Raw genomic sequence first — 17,614 nt, 5'->3', positions numbered from 1 at the left:
TCACTAACGGACAGGCGCCCTAGAATAGCTGTTACAGCGCGCCAGCGGGGCTACACGGCACACTTTTAGGGGAATCGCGATGCAACTCAAAGACAAAGTTATCATCATCACCGGCGGCTGCCAGGGTCTGGGCCGCGCCATGGGCGAATACCTGGCGGAGAAAGGCGTGAAACTGGCGCTGGTCGACCTCAACCAGGAAAAACTCGACGAAGCCGTAGCCGCCTGCAAGGCCCTTGGCGCCGAAGCGCGCGCCTACCTGTGCAACGTGGCCAACGAAGAGCAGGTGACGCACATGGTCGCCCAGGTCGCCGAAGATTTCGGGGCGATCAATGGCCTGATCAACAACGCGGGCATCCTGCGTGACGGCCTGACCATCAAGGTCAAAGACGGCGAAATGAGCAAGATGAGCCTGGCCCAGTGGCAGTCGGTGATCGACGTCAACCTGACCGGCGTATTCCTCTGCACCCGTGAAGTGGCGGCGAAGATGATCGAACTGAAGGACCAGGGCGCGATCGTCAACATCTCCTCCATCTCCCGCGCTGGCAACATGGGCCAGGCCAACTATTCTGCGGCCAAGGCCGGCGTCGCCGCCGATACCGTGGTCTGGGCCAAGGAACTGGCGCGTTACGGCATTCGCGTGGCCGGCGTGGCGCCGGGCTTCATCGAAACCGAGATGACCCTGAGCATGAAACCGGAAGCACTGGAGAAAATGACCCTGGGCATCCCGTTGCGGCGCATGGGCAAACCGGCCGAGATCGCCCATTCGGTGGCCTATATCCTCGAGAACGACTACTACACCGGTCGCATCCTCGAGCTGGATGGCGGCCTGCGCCTGTAACTCCAGTAACCGTCCGGCCTGCCGCCCGCACCAATCCGCACACCGCGGGCAACCCGGGCGGGCCCAGGCGCAAAAAAAAATGCCGCATTCCTGTCGAGGGAAAGCGGCATTTTCATAGGCGCATCCTGCGCGACAGCTTACTTGCGCCGGCTCAGCTGGGCTGAACCAGATGCACCACGCGCTGCGGGAACGGAATACCGATGCCGGCTTCGGTCAAACGCTCCTTGGCCAACTCGGTGAAGCCGAAGGTCACCGGCCAGAAATCCGGCGTGGCCACCCAGACGCGCAATGACAAGTTGACAGCACTGTCGCCCAGGCCCGTGACGAATACCACGGGAGCCGGCTCGCGATGGATACGCGGGTCCTCGGCGATTTTCAGCAGCACATCACGGGCTTTCTTGATGTCGCTGGAATAGTCGATGCCCAGGTTGATGTCGGCGCGGCGCGTGGCTTCGCGCGAATAATTAGTGATGTTGCCGTTGGACAGGCTGCCATTGGGCACGACAATCACCTTGTTGTCCGCGGTCTTCAGGGTGGTGTGGAAGATATGGATGCTGTCGACGCTGCCCGAGACGCCCTGCCCCTCGATCCAGTCGCCGGCGCGAAACGGCCGGAACAGCATGATCAATACGCCACCGGCGAAATTCGCCAGACTGCCTTGCAGGGCCAGGCCGATGGCCAGGCCTGCGGCACCGATCACGGCGATGAAGGACGTGGTTTCCACACCGATCATCGAGGCGACGCTGACCAGCAGCAGCACCTTGAGAACCATGCTGGCCAGGCTGCCAATAAAACTGTGCAGGGCGCGGTCGACATTACGCCGAGCCAGTACAGCACTGACTCTATGGGTCAGGGTGTTGATGAACCACCAACCGACCAGCAGTGTGATGATCGCCAGGGTAAACTGGCCACTGTATTGCAGTACCGCCGGCAGCCAAGCTTCAGACAGCTTCACCAGTTGCTCGACACTCATCTCCATTTGACACTCCTTTTACAACGGTTAAAACGCGCCCGCCATGGCAAGCCTTGGCGGGCGCTTTCCACTCACTGCCGACGAGCCACTGGCCCGACAGGCTTGCCGCATCAGTCGCGGAAGTTATCGAATTGCAGTGGCATGCCGAAGTCCTTGGCGCGCAGGACGGCAATCGCTTCCTGCAGGTCATCGCGCTTCTTGCCGGTAATCCGTACCTGCTCACCCTGGATGGCAGCCTGCACCTTGAGCTTGCTGTCCTTGATGTGAGCAACGATTTTCTTCGCCAGCTCCTTGTCGATGCCTTCACGCAGGGTCATTTCCTGCTTGACGCTCTTGCCCGAGGGATAGGCGTCCTTGAACTCCAGGCACTGCACATCGATCTTGCGCTTTACCAGGCAGAGTTTGAGAATCTCGACCATCTGCTCCAGCTGGAAATCCGCATCGGCGGTCAGGTTGACCGTCAGATCTTTGAGCTCGAAGCTGCCTTTGCCGCGCAAGTCATAACGACGCTCAAGTTCTTTGATGGCGTTGTCGACAGCATTGGTGACTTCGTGTTTGTCCAGCTCGGACACCACGTCGAACGAGGGCATGGGTTTTCTCCAGATAGACGGCGCGACCCAGATCACGGACGGGGCACGCGTGGCTTGATGACGATTGAAAAACCCGGCCATTATATAGCCATAGCGATACACACTGCCTGGCGATGTACCGGGCTCATGCGATTCCCCCTACGAGCCTGCCCATGCCCAACCCCCATCTCAGCATCCTGGTGGTGGACGACGCCAAGTTCTCCAGCGCAATGATCGGTCGCGCCCTGAGGCAGGCCGGCTACCAGGATGTACGCTTCGCCTACAGCGCCGCAGAAGCCATCAGTCAGCTTGAACTGCGTCCGGCCAGCGTGCTGCTGGCGGATTGGTTGATGCCGGAAATGGATGGTCTGGAACTGACCGGGCGGGTCCGCCAGCTGGATGAAATGGCCGATCACTACACCTACGTCATGCTGCTGACCGGCAAGGAAGGTGAAAACGTGCTGAGCGAAGCCTTCGATCGCGGGGTCGACGACTTCATCAACAAGGCGCAGATGAACGAACAACTGGTGCCACGGGTCTACGCCGCCGACCGCCTGTGCAACACCCTGCAACGCCTGCTGCAGGAAAACCGCCTGCTAACGGAAAACATCGCCAGCCTGGAACAGCGCAACCTCGTCGATACCCTTACCGGCCTGGGCAACGCCCGCTACCTGCGGCAGAAGCTGCTCGACAGCCTGCGCCAGATCGAATCGCGCGGTGGCGCGCTCTGTTACCTGTTGATCGGCCTGCAGGAGGCCGGCGAACTGCGCCAGCGTCATGGCAGCGGGTTCTACACCGAGCTGCTGCATGGCGTCGCCCGCCGCCTGCAGCAACTGGTGCGCCCGCTGGACGTGCTGGTGCGGCTGGACGACACCCATTTCGCCCTCATTACCCTGCTCGAAGACCTGCACGAGTGTTCGCCGAGCAGCTTCAAGCGCCTGCACGAAGGGCTTAACCTCAAAACGTTCAAGACCAGCGAAGGCTTCATCAGCCTCAAGGCCGGGATCTGCCTGGTCGGCCTCGACGCCAAAGCCTTGCCCATCGGCCCGGAGAGCCTGATCGCGCATGCGACCAAGCTGCTGCCGGAATCTTATGTCAGCGGCCGGGTCGCCGCCATGCGCCTGCCGCATGCGACCTAGACGGCGCCGGCAATGAGCTGGCATGTCCTCGGCGCCGGCAGCCTGGGTTGCCTGTGGGCCGCACGCCTGGCGCGTGCCGGCGTGCCGGTGCAGTTGATCCTGCGCGACTCGGCTCGGCTCGACGCTTATCAGCGCGCGGGCGGCCTGACCCTGGTCGAGCAGGGCCAAGCCCGACACTACCCCGTGCCGGGACAAACCGCTGCCGATCCGGCGCCAATTCAGCGCCTGCTGCTGGCGTGCAAGGCCTACGATGTCGAAAGCGCCATTGCAGCGGTCAAGCCGCGCCTGGCGCCTGGCGCCGAGCTGGTTCTTCTGCAAAACGGCCTGGGCAGCCAGGAGGCCGTGGCCGCTCGAGTCCCCCAGGCGCGCTGTATTCTCGCCTCCAGCACCGAAGGCGCCTTTCGCGATGGCGCCGCCCCTGACGGAGAGTGGCGTGTGGTCTTCGCCGGCCATGGCCACACCTGGCTCGGCGATCCGCTCGACGACCACCCGCCGGCCTGGCTGGCCGACCTCGAACGCAGCGGCATTCCCCACCAGTGGAGCCCGGACATCCTCAGCCGGCTATGGCGCAAGCTGGCACTGAACTGCGCCATTAACCCACTGACCGTGCTCTACGCTTGCCGCAATGGCGGCCTGAGTGAACACCGGGCCGAGGTCGCCACGCTCTGCGCCGAGCTTGGGCAACTGCTGCACAGCTGTGGCCAGCCTGCTGCCGCACAGGACTTATATGCCGACGTGCAACGGGTAATCCAGGCTACCGCGGCGAACTACTCCTCGATGCATCAGGATGTCGCCCAGGGCCGGCGCACCGAAATTGCCTACCTGCTCGGCCATGCCTGTGCCGCGGCGCAGCACCATGGCCTGGCCTTGCCGCTCTTGGCGGCGCTGCATGAGCGCCTGGTGCAGCACCTTGATGCATGCGGATTGCCCAGCCATTAAGCCGCGCGTTACCCTGCTCGAACTTCCTCGCCACTGCGACGTGCCCGTCCATGCAATTGCGTCAGCGCCTCGAAAACCTGCCCGTCGGCCGCAAACTGCTCACCGCGCTCCTGGTATTGCTGGCCGCCGTGTTGCTGATGGCCAACCTGGCGTTTATCAGCGCGGCCTACTGGATTTCCCAGCAGAGCGTCGCACCGCAGGCCTTGCACACCCTCGGCCGACTGATCGCCAGCCCCGCCATGGGCCAGGAGGCGCTGAGCTCGGCGAGCGCTGCCCAGGCCCTGCTGCAGCGCCTGGATGACTACCCGCCACTGCGCGCCGCAGTGATCTACGACAGCCAGGGCGTGAGCCTGGCACAGCTGCAGCACGGGGACTTCCTCGACTTGCCACAGCGCGTCGAACAACTGGACAGCTGGCGCCACCGCGAATTGCGCACCAACCTGCTGATCGAACTGCCGCAGCCCGACGCCGCCCCCGGCCACCTGTTACTGGTCGCCTCCGGCGAACTGCCCGGCGCCTTCTATACCGGCACCCTGAGCGCCAGCCTGGCGATTCTCGCGTTCAGCGTGCTGCTCTGGCTGCTGGTAGCACGGCAGATCCGCCGCCTGGTGACCAAGCCGATTCGCCGGCTGGAAGAACTGTCGCGCCAGGTCACCCGCGAGGAGAACTATGCCCTACGGGCCAAGCGTGGCAACCAGGACGAGATCGGCAGTCTGGCCGACGCCTTCAATACCATGCTGATGCGTATCGAGGCACGCGAGCAACAACTCAAACGCGCCCGCGACGACGCCCAGGCCGCGTTCGACCAGGCGCAGCACCAGGCCGAAGAAACCCGCCATTCCAACCGCAAACTGGAGCTGGAAGTGCAGGTTCGCAGCAAGATCGAGAGAAAACTCACCGGCTTCCAGAACTACCTCAACAGCATCATCGACTCCATGCCCTCGGCCTTGATCGCCCTCGACGAACAGCTTTACGTCACCCAATGGAACCAGGAGGCCAGCGCCATTTCCGGCACGCGCCTGGCTCAGGCGCTGAACCAGCCGGTGTTCCTCGCCTTCCCGCCGCTGAAACCCTTTCTGCCGATGCTCAGACGCACCGTCGAACAGCACAGGGTGGAAAAAATCGAGCGTGTGACCTGGAGCAAGGACGAAGAACCGCATCACTACGCCCTGACCTTCTACCCGCTGACCGGTGGGGCCGGGCGCGGCGTGGTGATCCGCATCGACGACATCAGCCAGCGCCTGAGCCTGGAAGAGATGATGGTGCAGTCGGAAAAGATGCTCTCGGTCGGCGGCCTCGCGGCGGGCATGGCCCATGAGATCAACAACCCGCTCGGCGCCATCCTGCACAACGTGCAGAATATCCGCCGGCGCTTGTCCCCGGAACTGGAGAAGAATCGCGAACAGGCCGAGCAGATTGGCGTGTGCCTGGAAACCATCGACCGTTACCTGCACGCACGGGAGATCCCGCGCCTGCTCGATGACATCCAGCGGGCCGGCACGCGTGCGGCGAAAATCGTCAGCCACATGCTCAGCTTCAGTCGCCGCAGCAACCGCCAACTGGCACCCTGCCAACTGAGTGCCGTGATCGACCAGGCGCTGGAAATCGCTGGCAACAACTTCGACCTCACGGACAGCTTTGACTTCAAAAGCCTGGTCATCCGCCGCGAATTCGACCCAAGCCTCGGCCCGGTGCCGGGCATCGCCAACGAACTGGAACAGGTCCTGCTGAACCTGCTGAAAAATGCCGCCCAGGCGATTCATCAACGCGAAGACTGCAACCCGCCCGGACAGATCACCTTGCGCACCCGGCTGGCGCCGCCCTGGGCGGAAATCCAGGTGGAAGACAACGGCGTCGGCATGCCTGAATCAGTGCGCAAGCGCATCTTCGAGCCGTTCTTCACCACCAAGGAAGTCGGCCAAGGTACCGGGCTGGGCCTGTCGGTCTCCTACTTCATCATCACCAACAACCACAAAGGGCAGATGGAAGTGCAGTCCAAGGAAGCCCAGGGCACTTGCTTCACCCTGCGCCTGCCTCTGGCTGAAGCCGTCCCCCACACAGGTCATTGAACATGGGTTATCGACTGTCGAAGATTTATACACGCACCGGCGATGCCGGCGAAACCGGGCTGGCCGACGGCCGTCGGGTGGCCAAGGATCACCCGCGGGTGGAGGCCATGGGCGAGGTGGATACACTCAACAGCCAGCTCGGCCTGCTGCTGGCCGACCTCGTTGAATACCAGGCGAGGTGGCCGGGCTTGAGCGAAATCAGCGCGGTGCTCGCGCCCTGCCAGCACCGCCTGTTCGACCTCGGAGGCGAGCTGGCCATGCCCGAGTACCAGGCCCTGCAACAGCCCGAAGTGGAACGCCTGGAAGCCGCCATCGATCGCTGGAACGAAGAACTCGGCCCGCTGCAGAATTTCATCCTGCCGGGCGGCACCCGCCTGGTCGCCCAGGCCCACGTCTGCCGCAGCCTGGCGCGCAGCGCCGAACGCCGCTGCCAGCAGCTGAACGCGCTGGAGCCATTGCGCGGCGTCGGACTGGCCTATGTCAACCGCCTCTCCGATCTGCTGTTCGTTGCCGCCCGCCTGATCGCCAAGCGCCAGGGCGTCGATGAAGTGCTCTGGCAGGCGGCGCCGAAGCAACCGGCGTGATCACCTGTTGATGTGCAAGCACTGCGACAGCCTAAGCTGTCGCGGCCGCAGACAGCGCATCGGGGCTCACCGGCGGGCTGTCGCTGCGCGCCGAACGGAACGCCCTGCAACCTTGAAGCCTTGCGCCCGGCTTCAAGGAAAAACCCTCAGAGCAGACTCAGCCGGCTCTCGAAGCGGCGTTGCTCGCCACTCAGCGGGTCGATGAAGGCCAGGCCCTGGGCCAGCAGCTTGAGCGGCCGACTGTAGTCGTCGGGCGCATCGGGCCCTTCGCTGATGTCGGGGTAGAAGGGATCGTTGACGATGGGCGCGCCCAAGGCGGCCATATGCACCCGCAGCTGGTGCTTTTTCCCCGTTACCGGATAGAGCCCGTAGAGCCAGTGCTCGCCCAACTGCTGCGCCACCTCGATGCGGGTCTCGGTATTCGCCATGCCGGCGACTTCCTGCATGCGGAAAAACGGCTCGCCGGCGGCCAGGCGTGTGGCCCGTCGCAGGGGGAAATCCAGCCCAGGCAGGCCTGGCGCCAGGGCTTCATAGCGCTTGTCCATCTGCCGCTCACGGAACAGCGCCTGATACTGGCCGCGGCTCTGCCGGTTACAGGAAAACAGCACCAGGCCGGCCGTATGCCGGTCGATACGGTGCAGCGGCACCAGGTCGGCATTACCCAGGCGCTTGGCCAGCCGCGCCTGCAGCGTCTGCTCGACGTATTCGCCGGCGGGCATCACCGGGAGAAAATGCGGCTTGTCGGCCACCAGCAGGTGCTCGTCGACATAGAGCACAGTTTCGACGAAGGGAATCGGCGTCTCCGCTACCACCTCGCGAAAGTAATGCACGCGCAGGCCAACCCGATAAACATGCGCCGGACCGATTGGCGCGCCGTCGGCATCCAGCACACGCCCACGTGCCATGCGCTGCAGCCATACCTCGCGACTGATCGCCGGAAAATGCGCACACAAGCAATCGAGTACCGTCGGCCAGCTGCCCTGCGGCAGATGCAGGGTGCTGGGACGCATGTTGGAGGGGGAGCGGGCAGACACAGGCATGAGGGGCTCGGCGGGCAGCGACAAAGGTAACCAGCGTCCATTAGGCCGCAGCCACTCGCCTGCCGTCAAAGGCCGGTACGGTTACAGCAGTATCACTGCCCAGACCAGGGCAATCAGGCTCATGGTCACCAATTGCGCGGCGCTGCCCAGATCCTTGGCCTGTTTCGACAAGGGGTGCAATTCCAGGGAGATACGATCCACCGTGGCCTCGATCGCCGAGTTGAGCAGCTCGACGATCAGCGCCAGCACACATACGCTGATCAACAGCGCGCGCTCGACCTTGCCAACATCCAGGTAGAACGCCAGGGGCAATAGCACGGCATTGAGCAGCAGCAACTGACGAAACGCAGCCTCGCCCCTGAACGCGGCCAGCAGCCCCGCCCGGGAATAGCCGAACGCATGGACGATACGCCGCCAGCCGGTTTGCCCCTTCAGCGCGCTGCCATCGAGCCCGGTGACTGCGACTTCAGAACTCATGGGAAACAGCCTCTCCGGTGGCCATCGAACGATTGTAGGCCTCGAACAACAGCTGCCAATCGGCAGCCGGCATGTCCCCACGATGGCGAGACAGTTGCCCCATGTCACGCCGCGATGCGGAGCGGCTGAACAACCGGCGACGACTTTTCTCCAGGTCGAGCAGCGCCACTTCGACCCCACCGCCGTCGTCGACGGCCTGAGGTTTGATGAAGATGTGCTTGGCATACAAGCAGCCATGCTGCCAGCCGAACCGGTGCAGGCGACTGAGCATCGCCGCCAGTTGCTCCAGCATGCAGCGATTCAGTTGCGTGCCGCCATGCCGCAGCGCTTCGCTGCCGTACCACTGCTCCAGGCTGACGAAGCCATCCAGCGCCTCGGTGACCAAGAGCGCACGCCACTGTCCGGCTTGTTTTTGCGCAGCGGCATAGACCAGCGTGGGCACACGGATGCCGAGTCGCTGCAGTTGCTGCATTGCATGCAATTCACGCAACGCCGTGGGCCGGCCCAAGGGGTGCAGCCAGGAGCGATACAGGTGCCCGGTCTGGCGCTTGAGGTACAGCAGCTGCCCCGCCTGGTTACGCCGACGCTGCACACCGCTCTCGCCGCCACGACGTTGATTGGGCGCCTCCACCCACTCGCCCTGGATCTGCCACCAACGCTCGAAGGTACTGGGCACCGGCTCGGTCCGTACTCGCGTAATCAGGCTACTCATCTCAGTTGCCCTTGCGCAGGACATAGACCCGCCACATGGCATAGCCCGGGAGAAAATCCTTGTGGCCGAGGATATCGAAACCGGCCTGTTTGAACTCCGCCTCGATGGTTGCTCGGGCGATGACGAAACGGTTCTGATTGCTCGCAGTACTGCTCTGCGCCGCACGGCGGGCCTCGAGGCGCCGGCGCTTCCAGGATTTATAGTTGCCATCGACCCACAGCGAAATGATCAGGGTATCGCGCGTCACCCGGTGCAGTTCACGCAGCATGATCAGGCGATGTTCGGGCTCGGCGATGTGATGCAGCAGGCGCATGCAGAAAATACTGTCGACCGCGTTGTCACCAAGGTCGATGGCGAAAGCCGAGGTTTTAAAGGGCTTTACCCTTGCCACGACATCTGCCGGTTGCCCGGCCATGGCCATCGCCAGCATGTCCGCTGAGTTGTCGGCAGCGAGGATCACCCGGTTCGGCTGCTTAGCCAGCAGCGGCCAGAAACGCCCGGCGCCGCACGGCAAGTCGAGCACCAGGTTGGGCTCACCCGCCAACTTCAGGGCATGTCGGGCCAGTTGCTCGTCGCGCCAATGGGATAACCGGCGGGACAGGCCATCCTGATGCTTGGCCAAATACTGACGGGCGTGTTCGGGGTCGTACTTGCGCGAGAAATCCAACTCGACGGGTTTAGCGCTAGACATGACAACCTGCTCCACAGAGGAATCCACGGCTGCCAAACTAACGACCAAGGCATCAAGTTAGCGTCAACAGACTGTGAAAAAAACGTGAAGCGCCGGTGCATCGGCCGCAGGTCGCACGACGGCGGCTTCAGCGGTGCAAGCTGACCTCGAACGCACTCCCCTGCGGCGGCAGGTCACGCACCTGCACCGTCCAGCCCTGATGCGTGCAGATCCGCCTGACCAGGGACAGGCCCAGTCCCAGGCCCTCGCCACGTGACTGGACGCCGCGCACAAAGGGCTGGAACATCTGTTCCTGCTGATCCAGGGGGATGCCAACGCCGCTGTCCTCGACCCGAAAACCACCATTCTGGAGAATCAGCCGCACCGAGCCCCGTTCGGTGTAGTGCAAGGCATTGCGCAGCAGATTGGAGATCACCGTACGCAGAAACGTCAGGTTGTAGTGCGAGTCATCTTCGCCCTCCTCGATCAACTGGAACTGCAGGCCCTTCTCGTGCATCAGTGGCGCCCAGCGCTTGCTCTGCTCATCGGCGACCGCGGCCAGGGTCGCGCTACCGCCCTGGCTCGATTCCTGAGGGCTGGCCCGCGCCAGCATCAGAAAGGTCTGCACCAGGTCCCCCATTTCCTCGGTAGCACGAGCGATGCGCTGGATCTGTTCAAGCTGGCGCGCATCCAGGTTGGGCGCCTCCGCCAGCAGCTCACAGGAGCTGGCGATGATCATCAGCGGCGTGCGCAGCTCATGGCTGACATCACTGGTGAACAGCCGCTCGCGCTCCAGGGAATGGCGCAACTGGCCGAGGGTACTGTCGAAGGCCGCCGCCAGGTGACCGACCTCATCGTCCGGATATTCCGGCGCCAGGGCCGGGGCCAGCGCATGCAACTGATCGCGATGGCGCACCTGATTGGCCAGGCGTATCACCGGCGCCATCACCCGCCGCGCCAACAGCCAGCCAAGGCTCCAGGCGACCAGCATGCTGAGCAGAAAGCCGGCCAGCACCACATTGAACAGCACCTGTTCACGGGCCTCGAACTCGTGCTGCTGCTGCACCAGCATGAAGGCCCGACCGTTCTTGCTGCGCTTGAACAGATAAAAGGCCTGGTCACCCTCGACCACCTCGGAAAACCCGTCGTCCGCCTCGGCGAACTGCGGCGGCACCTGATACTCCGGCAGATGCGAGGCGAAAAACCGGGTACTGGAATCCAGCCGCGGCCTGGCACCACGCTGCAGATCTTCATCGATAACGATGCTCAGCTCGCGATCGAGCTCCTGCGACACCAGGTGCTCTTCGACGAAGTGCACAATCGCCACGATGCTCAATGAAAACACGCCGCTGACCACCAGTGTCATCAGCACGAAGGCGATCACGATGCGCCTCAGCAACGGTTGTTTAGACACCACTTGCAGACTCCGCCAGGCGATAGCCGATACCGTGAATGGTGTGCAGCAAGGGTGTGGCGAAAGGCTTGTCGAGCACTTGGCGCAACTGATGGATATGGCTGCGCAGGCTGTCGCTGTCCGGGCAATTGTCGCCCCACAGGGCCTCTTCCAGGGCCTCGCGGCGCACCACCGCCGGGCTGCGCTGCATCAACACGGCGAGCAGCTTCAGGCCCAGGGGGTTGAGCTTCAACGGCTGACCGGCGCGACTGACATGCAGGGTGTCAAGGTCATAGACCAGCTCGCCGACTTGCAACTGGCGCTTACGATTACCCTGACTGCGCCGCAGGATCGCTTCGATGCGCGCCACCAGTTCGGACAGGGCAAACGGCTTGAGCAGGTAATCGTCGGCCCCCGCGCTCAAGCCATGCAGACGGTCGTCGAGGGCATCGCGCGCGGTCAGCATGATGATCGGCGTATCACGCCGGGCATCCTCGCGCAGGCGTTTGCACAGCTGATAACCATCGATGCCCGGCAGCATGATATCCAGCACGATCAGATCATAGTGCTCGGAGGCCGCCAGATGCAGGCCACTCAGGCCATCCTGCGCGCAGTCGACGCTATAACCCTTCAGGGTCAGGTAATCGAGGATATTGGCCAGAATATCCCGGTTGTCTTCCACCACAAGAATGCGCATATCGGTTCAATCCTCAAGCGTGCCGCTACGATTTGATGTTTTTTTCACGCGGCTTCTACATTTACCTCACATCCAGATCGGCAGAGTGCACGGCATCTTTCCGCTGACGGATCATACGATGCCAGCCTTGAAGTTTGCTCAACTGCGTTACCTGGCGCTGATTCTACTGGTTTGGCTGACGATCTTTACCCTTACCCGCAGCGCCTTGCTGCTCAGTCACCTCGGCGAAGCGGATCTCGGCTTGAGCGAACTCGCCCGTGTGTATGCCACCGGCCTGGGCTATGACCTGGGTTTTGTGGTTTACGCGGCACTGCCGCTGGCCTTTTACCTGCTGCTTTGCCCACGACGCATCTGGCTGCAGCCCTGGCACCGCGGCCTGCTCCATGGCGTAGTGGCTGTCAGCCTGTTCGCCATGCTGTTTACCGCCGTGGCGGAGTGGCTGTTCTGGGACGAGTTTGGCGTGCGCTTCAACTTTATCGCCGTCGATTACCTGGTTTACTCCGACGAGGTGCTCAACAACATTCTCGAGTCTTATCCGATCTACCCGCTGCTGGCGGCTCTGGCCGTCATGGCGGCGGTTGCCGCCATGCTCTTGCGCAGCGCCACAGATGCCGCCCTCAAGGCACCGCTGCTGAGCTGGCGCAATCGTGCATGGGCCGTGGCCGGCATTGTCCTGGCGGCCTGCATCAGTAGCCTGCTGCTCGACCAGGACTTCCCCCGCGGCGCGGACGGCAATGCCTATCAACGTGAACTGGCCAGCAATGGCCCCTACCAATTCTTCGCCGCCTTTCGCAACAACGAGCTGGATTATCCCCAGTTCTACGCCACCCTGGACCAGGAGCAAATCGCCCAGCAATTACGCGCCGAGCTGAGCGAACCCAACGCACGCTTCATCGGCAGCGAACCTATGGATATTCGCCGGCTGATTGATAATCCCGGTCTGGCACAGCGGCGCAACGTGATACTGGTAACCATAGAGAGCCTCAGCGCCAAATACCTGGGCAGCTTCGGCGACACTCGCGGCCTGACCCCCAACCTCGACCGCCTCAGCCAGCAGAGTCTGTTCTTCACCCACTGCTATGCCACAGGCACCCGCACCGACCGCGGGCTCGAAGCCATCAGCCTGTCGATGCCGCCGACGCCCGGGCGCTCAATCGTCAAACGCATCGGCCGTGAAAGCGGTTTTGCCAGCCTCGGTCAACAATTCCAGGCCCTCGGCTACGACAGTGCCTTCGTCTATGGCGGGCGCGGCTATTTCGACAACATGAGCGCGTTTTTCGGCGGCAATGGTTACCGCGTGGTCGATCAGAGCAATGTGAATGAGCACGACATCCACTTCAAGAATGCCTGGGGCATGGCTGACGAAGACCTCTACGCAGAGACGCTGAGGCTGGCCGACGCCGACCATGCCGCTGGCAAACCGTTCTACCTGCAGTTGATGACCACCTCCAACCACCGGCCGTACACCTACCCGAGCGGACGTATCGACATCCCATCGGGCTATGGCCGCGAAGGCGCCGTCAAGTACACCGACCATGCCATCGGCCAGTTTCTCGAGCAGGCGCGGCACAAACCCTGGTTTGCCAACACCCTGTTCGTCTTCGTCGCCGATCACACCGCGGGCAGTGCCGGCACCGAAGACCTGCCGGTGGCCAACTACCATATCCCGCTGTTCATCTACGCCCCGGCCTTTATCCAACCAGGCGAACATGCCGGCCTGACCAGCCAAATTGATCTGGCCCCAACCTTGCTCGGCCTGCTCAATGTCGACTACACCTCGACCTTCTTTGGCCGCAATGTACTGCGCGCGGATGCAGCGCCAGGCCGCGCCCTGATTGGCAATTACCAGCACCTGGGCCTGTTCGACGGGCATGACCTGGCGATTCTCAGCCCACACCAGAGCATGCGCCGTCATGAGGACGCCCTGGGCCTGAGCCACGAATCGAGTGTCACGGCCAGCGACCCGCTGGTCAAACGCGATATCAGCTACTACCAGAGCGCCAGTTACGACTTCAGCCATCACCTGCTTGGCTGGCAGCAGACGCACGCAACCGGCACCGAGCGACTCGCCACCACCGCCCAGACCAAGGATCGTGATCATGCGTTTTGAACTTCATCCAGCCGTATCAAGGCCGTTCAACTTCTACCTGGGCTTTGGCCTGCCCCTGGCCCTGATGCTGGTGTTGTTGCTGGCAGATCCAACCGCGCTGGACTTCGCCATCGCCCACTTGGCCTACGATCCGCAGAGCGGCTTTATCGGTCGCCATAGCAGGTTTCTCGAAGACATCCTGCATGACCGCGCCAAACAGGCCGTGATCACCATCGGCGTACTGGCCATTGTCGGTTTCGTCCTCAGCCTGCTGATAGACCGCTGGCGGACATGGCGCCGGCCGCTGGGTTACCTGGTACTGGCGATGGGCCTGTCGACCAGCTATGTGACGCCGGTGAAAACCCTGACCGGCGTGCACTGCCCCTGGAGCCTCAGCGAGTTCGGCGGCGAGGAAAGCTACACGCCACTGCTCAGCAGCCGCGCCGCGACCGAGCACCCCGGTCGCTGCTGGCCCGGCGGCCACGCTGGTGCGGGTTTCGCGCTGTTCGCGCTGTTCTTCGTGCTGCGCGACCGCCGCCCGGGCCTGGCCAGGGCGGCGCTCGTCGTGGCGCTGACATTGGGCATTACCTTCTCGGTCGGCCGCATGCTGCAGGGCGCGCACTTCTTCTCGCACAACCTGTGGACAGCCCTGTTCGACTGGCTGATCAGCCTGGGCTGCTACCGCCTGCTGCTGTACCGACCGCTCCCCGCTACCGTTACCGTTACCAGCCTCAACGCTCAAGCAGCAGCAGGCACAGCGACAAGCTGAGCAGCGAGCCGAGCGTCGACAGCAGGATAGTGCTGGAGACCACCGCCGCGTCGCGGCGATAGAACTCGGCCAGCATATAGGGGCCAGTGCCGGTCGGCAGCGCGCTCAACAGTAAAGCCGCAGCGGCCCACATGGGGGGCAGTTGCAGTACATGGAACGCCAGTACCCAGGTAATCAGGGGGTGAGCGATCAGCTTGATCAGCACCAGGCCGACGCTACCCTCACTGCGGCCGACCTGCTTGTGAGCGAGAAACAGACCGAGGGAAATCAGCGCACAGGGCGCGGTGGCACTGGCCAGCAGGTCGATAAAGCGATGCAGCGGCGCTGGCAGCGGCTGGCCGCCCAGCGCCCACAGACCGCCGAGCAAGGGCGCAACGACCAGCGGGTTCTTGGCCAACGCCAGCAGCACCTTGGCCGTCGCCCGCGGCAGGTTCTTTTCATCCTGCAGGGCGACCTCGATGCACACCACCGCCAGGGCAAACAGCACACAGATCACGATCAGACTGGCGATCAGTGCCGGCTGCAGGCCCTCGTCGCCGAAGACCAGCAGGCACAACGGAATGCCCATGTAGCCGGTGTTGGCGTAAGACGCACTGAGCCCCTGGATGCTGGCATCGGCCAGATTGCCGACCCGGCGCAGACGCCAGAACAGCGTCAACAGGAACACCGCCAGGGTGCCCAGGCTATAGGCGAGGATGAACTGCGGCTGCCAGATCTGCGCCCACACCGCTGTGGCCGTGGCCTCGAACAGCAACGCCGGCAGGCATAGCCAGACCACCAGGCGATTGATTTCCGAGGCGGCGCTCGGCCCGAGAATGCCCGCGCGCCGGCACAGGTAGCCGGCCAGGATCAGGGCAAAGACCGGCAGGATAACGTTCAACACGGAGGCCATGGGCCGGATCACCTACGAGCGAAAGTGATCGCGCAGGTTAAGGGCCGCAGCTCGATGTGTCTAACAGCAATTGCATGGGCTAGAGCATTGCAGTAAGCCTGCTCCCTCAATCCGCCGGCGCTGGCCAGAACGCCCGGATGCCGGCGACTCCCTGAGCGCCCACTTGCCATGCGTGCGCCAGGTGCTGCGGGCCAACACCGCCAAGCAGGTAGGCTGGCTGATTGAAACGGCGCAGCCATTCACCGGCCAGAGCCCAGCCCAGCGCCGGTGCATCGGGGTGAGTCGGGGTGGCTTGCAGCGGTGACAGGGTGACGAAATCCACCCCCATCTGCGTTGCCAGTGCCAGCTCGTGCGCCGAATGACAGGAAGCCGCCAACCAACGACTCTGGGCCAAGGGGCGTCCCTGGTCGGCATAGCGGCGCAGCTGCTCGGCGGTCAGGTGCCAGCCCGCTGCAGGGAAATCGCCCAGCCACTCCAGCGGTCCCTTGAGCATCAACTGCGCCTTGCCCGCGCAGAGTCCCTGGATATCCAGGGCCAAGTCACGGTACTCGGCGTCGAACATACCCGGCGCACGCAGCTGGATCAGCCGGATGCCGCTAGCCAGCGCCAGGCGCACCCCCTGCAACAAAGCCTGCGGGGGAAGCCCCTCTGGGGTGATCAGGTAGCGGTCGGGCAAACGGGCTGCGGCAATAATCGGCTGGTTCGCCGCCGGAAACTGATACTCGGCCAACTGCCGCGAGCCGACCCAGGCCAGCGCCTGACCTTCGGCACCGTGGGGTTCGCCGACGAAAGCCGACACCTCCCAGACATCCAGCAACACCTGCTTGTCCGGGTAGTCGTGATGCACCTGAATCAATGGCCGTGCATCCGTCGGGCGAATCCCCAACTCCTCCTCCAACTCGCGAGCCAGGGCAGCCTCCACCGCCTCGCCGGGCTCAACCTTGCCGCCAGGAAACTCCCACAACCCACCCTGATGCTTATCGTCCGGGCGCTTGGCGATCAGGATGCGGCCATCTGCCGCGCGGATCACCGCAGCGGCTACATGAATGCGTTTCACTCCAACCGCTCCGCCTGAGCCGCCTGAAACCAGCGCTGGAAGGCCGGCCACTGATAGACCGTAGCCACATACGCCGCCGCCACCTCGGGCAACGCCACCCGATAGCTGCGCAGCCGCGCCGCGACAGGGGCGAAGAAGGCATCCGCCAGGCTGGCGTGACCGAACAGGAAGGGCCCGCCCTCGCCGAAGTTGCCGCGGCACTCGGCCCAGAGCGCACAGATGCGCCGGATATCGGCGTCGGCATCAACCGGCATCTCGTCTACTGCCTGATCGCGTTTGAGGTCCATCGGCAGATGCGTGCGCAGCGCCATAAAACCGCTGTGCATCTCGGCACAGACACTGCGTGCCACCGCGCGGGCGTATTCACCGCGCGGCCACAGGTAGGCCTCGGGGTAGCTTTCGGCGAGGTATTCGCCAATCGCCAGGGAATCCCACACCGGCCCCTCCTCGGTCTGCAGCAGCGGCACCTTGCCGGTCGGCGAGTGCGCCAGGATGCGCGCGCGGGTGTCCGGGCGATCGAGCGGGATCAACACTTCGCTATATGGCGCCTCGGCCAGCTCCATGGCCAAGGCGGCGCGCAGCGACCAGGAAGAGTAGGTTTTGTCGCCAATGATCAGAACCAGGGACATGGGGGGGGCACTCCTTGCGATATGCGGTGACTGAAGGGTCAACGGACATTAAGACGCCGCGCCGCTCAATAGCAAATT

Annotated in this window: 18 protein-coding genes; 7 read left to right on the top strand and 11 right to left on the bottom strand. The window is 63.4% G+C overall.

All coding sequences use genetic code 11. The features are described 5' to 3' along the window. Positions 1-79: 79 nt before the first annotated feature. Entirely contained in the window at positions 80-838 is a 759-nt protein-coding gene (locus PH586_RS02660) for an SDR family oxidoreductase (RefSeq protein ID WP_238039896.1), read from the top strand. 151 nt (positions 839-989) lie between these two features. Here PH586_RS02660 and PH586_RS02655 read toward each other — a convergent pair whose 3' ends face one another. After that, complete coding sequence (locus PH586_RS02655; protein ID WP_271346212.1) at positions 990-1,817, bottom strand: mechanosensitive ion channel family protein; 828 nt, start codon at positions 1,815-1,817, stop codon at positions 990-992. 104 nt (positions 1,818-1,921) lie between these two features. Then, positions 1,922-2,401, bottom strand: a complete 480-nt coding sequence (locus PH586_RS02650) for a YajQ family cyclic di-GMP-binding protein (protein WP_271346211.1) — start codon at positions 2,399-2,401, stop codon at positions 1,922-1,924. A 152-nt stretch (positions 2,402-2,553) separates the two neighbouring features. Here PH586_RS02650 and PH586_RS02645 point away from each other — a divergent pair, with 152 nt between their 5' ends. From PH586_RS02645 to PH586_RS02630, 4 genes are read left to right on the top strand one after another with little or no spacing between them, the layout of a single operon-like run. Further along, positions 2,554-3,519, top strand: a complete 966-nt coding sequence (locus PH586_RS02645) for a GGDEF domain-containing response regulator (protein ID WP_271346210.1) — start codon at positions 2,554-2,556, stop codon at positions 3,517-3,519. A gap of 12 nt (positions 3,520-3,531) precedes the next feature. Next, positions 3,532-4,458 carry a putative 2-dehydropantoate 2-reductase gene (locus tag PH586_RS02640; RefSeq protein ID WP_271346209.1) on the top strand — a complete coding sequence of 309 codons (927 nt, stop codon included), beginning with the start codon at positions 3,532-3,534 and terminating at the stop codon, positions 4,456-4,458. A gap of 50 nt (positions 4,459-4,508) precedes the next feature. Further along, positions 4,509-6,527 carry an ATP-binding protein gene (locus PH586_RS02635; protein ID WP_271346208.1) on the top strand — a complete coding sequence of 673 codons (2,019 nt, stop codon included), beginning with the start codon at positions 4,509-4,511 and terminating at the stop codon, positions 6,525-6,527. Between the two features lie 2 nt (positions 6,528-6,529). Beyond that, entirely contained in the window at positions 6,530-7,111 is a 582-nt protein-coding gene (locus tag PH586_RS02630) for a cob(I)yrinic acid a,c-diamide adenosyltransferase (protein WP_271346207.1), read from the top strand. 146 nt (positions 7,112-7,257) lie between these two features. Here the strand turns inward: PH586_RS02630 and PH586_RS02625 are convergent, their stop codons facing one another. The 6 genes from PH586_RS02625 to PH586_RS02600 all read right to left on the bottom strand — a co-directional run bounded on the left by PH586_RS02625 (position 7,258) and on the right by PH586_RS02600 (position 12,100). Continuing rightward, positions 7,258-8,151 carry a pseudouridine synthase gene (locus PH586_RS02625; RefSeq protein WP_271346206.1) on the bottom strand — a complete coding sequence of 298 codons (894 nt, stop codon included), beginning with the start codon at positions 8,149-8,151 and terminating at the stop codon, positions 7,258-7,260. Positions 8,152-8,232: 81 nt separating this feature from the next. Continuing rightward, entirely contained in the window at positions 8,233-8,628 is a 396-nt protein-coding gene (locus tag PH586_RS02620) for a diacylglycerol kinase (protein WP_271346205.1), read from the bottom strand. Continuing rightward, positions 8,618-9,340, bottom strand: a complete 723-nt coding sequence (locus PH586_RS02615; RefSeq protein ID WP_271346204.1) for a lipopolysaccharide kinase InaA family protein — start codon at positions 9,338-9,340, stop codon at positions 8,618-8,620. Before PH586_RS02615 ends, PH586_RS02620 begins: the two co-directional genes overlap by 11 nt. A 1-nt stretch (position 9,341) precedes the next feature. Beyond that, on the bottom strand, positions 9,342-10,031 hold the full coding sequence (locus PH586_RS02610) for a class I SAM-dependent methyltransferase (protein ID WP_271346203.1): 690 nt from the start codon (positions 10,029-10,031) through the stop codon (positions 9,342-9,344). Between the two features lie 127 nt (positions 10,032-10,158). Next, a complete protein-coding gene (locus PH586_RS02605) occupies positions 10,159-11,427 on the bottom strand; it encodes a sensor histidine kinase (RefSeq protein WP_271346202.1) in 1,269 nt (422 codons plus the stop codon). Continuing rightward, positions 11,417-12,100 (bottom strand): response regulator transcription factor, encoded by a 684-nt coding sequence (locus PH586_RS02600; RefSeq protein ID WP_271346201.1) that lies wholly within the window; start codon positions 12,098-12,100, stop codon positions 11,417-11,419. The genes PH586_RS02605 and PH586_RS02600 overlap by 11 nt, the downstream gene beginning before the upstream one ends. 118 nt (positions 12,101-12,218) lie before the next feature. On the opposite strand from PH586_RS02600, the gene PH586_RS02595 reads away from it, so the two are divergent. Together PH586_RS02595 and PH586_RS02590 are read left to right on the top strand one after the other, a co-directional pair. Continuing rightward, positions 12,219-14,210 carry an LTA synthase family protein gene (locus PH586_RS02595; protein WP_271346200.1) on the top strand — a complete coding sequence of 664 codons (1,992 nt, stop codon included), beginning with the start codon at positions 12,219-12,221 and terminating at the stop codon, positions 14,208-14,210. Next, positions 14,200-14,958, top strand: a complete 759-nt coding sequence (locus PH586_RS02590; protein ID WP_271346199.1) for a phosphatase PAP2 family protein — start codon at positions 14,200-14,202, stop codon at positions 14,956-14,958. Before PH586_RS02595 ends, PH586_RS02590 begins: the two co-directional genes overlap by 11 nt. On the opposite strand, the gene PH586_RS02585 is transcribed toward PH586_RS02590, so the two are convergent. The 3 genes from PH586_RS02585 to PH586_RS02575 all read right to left on the bottom strand — a co-directional run bounded on the left by PH586_RS02585 (position 14,921) and on the right by PH586_RS02575 (position 17,536). After that, on the bottom strand, positions 14,921-15,850 hold the full coding sequence (locus tag PH586_RS02585; protein WP_271346198.1) for an AEC family transporter: 930 nt from the start codon (positions 15,848-15,850) through the stop codon (positions 14,921-14,923). The genes PH586_RS02590 and PH586_RS02585 overlap by 38 nt on opposite strands. A 106-nt stretch (positions 15,851-15,956) precedes the next feature. Further along, positions 15,957-16,907: a Nudix family hydrolase gene (locus PH586_RS02580; protein ID WP_271346197.1), complete on the bottom strand. Its 951-nt coding sequence runs from the start codon at positions 16,905-16,907 to the stop codon at positions 15,957-15,959. Beyond that, on the bottom strand, positions 16,904-17,536 hold the full coding sequence (locus PH586_RS02575; protein WP_271346196.1) for a glutathione S-transferase family protein: 633 nt from the start codon (positions 17,534-17,536) through the stop codon (positions 16,904-16,906). Before PH586_RS02575 ends, PH586_RS02580 begins: the two co-directional genes overlap by 4 nt. Positions 17,537-17,614 lie beyond the last annotated feature (78 nt).

Source organism: Pseudomonas aestuarii (assembly GCF_027988105.1).
Lineage (GTDB): Bacteria > Pseudomonadota > Gammaproteobacteria > Pseudomonadales > Pseudomonadaceae > Aquipseudomonas > Aquipseudomonas aestuarii.
The sequence above is the reverse complement of the archived record's forward strand: the minus strand, read 5'-3'. Positions and strand labels throughout refer to the sequence as shown.

Bases quoted from the DNA above. Each gene is read 5' to 3' on its own strand.
- PH586_RS02660 (WP_238039896.1), top strand. From the start codon at position 80: ATGCAACTCAAAGACAAAGTTATCATCATCACCGGCGGCTGCCAGGGT.
- PH586_RS02655 (WP_271346212.1), bottom strand. From the start codon at position 1,817: ATGGAGATGAGTGTCGAGCAACTGGTGAAGCTGTCTGAAGCTTGGCTG.
- PH586_RS02650 (WP_271346211.1), bottom strand. From the start codon at position 2,401: ATGCCCTCGTTCGACGTGGTGTCCGAGCTGGACAAACACGAAGTCACC.
- PH586_RS02645 (WP_271346210.1), top strand. From the start codon at position 2,554: ATGCCCAACCCCCATCTCAGCATCCTGGTGGTGGACGACGCCAAGTTC.
- PH586_RS02640 (WP_271346209.1), top strand. From the start codon at position 3,532: ATGAGCTGGCATGTCCTCGGCGCCGGCAGCCTGGGTTGCCTGTGGGCC.
- PH586_RS02635 (WP_271346208.1), top strand. From the start codon at position 4,509: ATGCAATTGCGTCAGCGCCTCGAAAACCTGCCCGTCGGCCGCAAACTG.
- PH586_RS02630 (WP_271346207.1), top strand. From the start codon at position 6,530: ATGGGTTATCGACTGTCGAAGATTTATACACGCACCGGCGATGCCGGC.
- PH586_RS02625 (WP_271346206.1), bottom strand. From the start codon at position 8,151: ATGCCTGTGTCTGCCCGCTCCCCCTCCAACATGCGTCCCAGCACCCTG.
- PH586_RS02620 (WP_271346205.1), bottom strand. From the start codon at position 8,628: ATGAGTTCTGAAGTCGCAGTCACCGGGCTCGATGGCAGCGCGCTGAAG.
- PH586_RS02615 (WP_271346204.1), bottom strand. From the start codon at position 9,340: ATGAGTAGCCTGATTACGCGAGTACGGACCGAGCCGGTGCCCAGTACC.
- PH586_RS02610 (WP_271346203.1), bottom strand. From the start codon at position 10,031: ATGTCTAGCGCTAAACCCGTCGAGTTGGATTTCTCGCGCAAGTACGAC.
- PH586_RS02600 (WP_271346201.1), bottom strand. From the start codon at position 12,100: ATGCGCATTCTTGTGGTGGAAGACAACCGGGATATTCTGGCCAATATC.
- PH586_RS02595 (WP_271346200.1), top strand. From the start codon at position 12,219: ATGCCAGCCTTGAAGTTTGCTCAACTGCGTTACCTGGCGCTGATTCTA.
- PH586_RS02590 (WP_271346199.1), top strand. From the start codon at position 14,200: ATGCGTTTTGAACTTCATCCAGCCGTATCAAGGCCGTTCAACTTCTAC.
- PH586_RS02585 (WP_271346198.1), bottom strand. From the start codon at position 15,850: ATGGCCTCCGTGTTGAACGTTATCCTGCCGGTCTTTGCCCTGATCCTG.
- PH586_RS02575 (WP_271346196.1), bottom strand. From the start codon at position 17,536: ATGTCCCTGGTTCTGATCATTGGCGACAAAACCTACTCTTCCTGGTCG.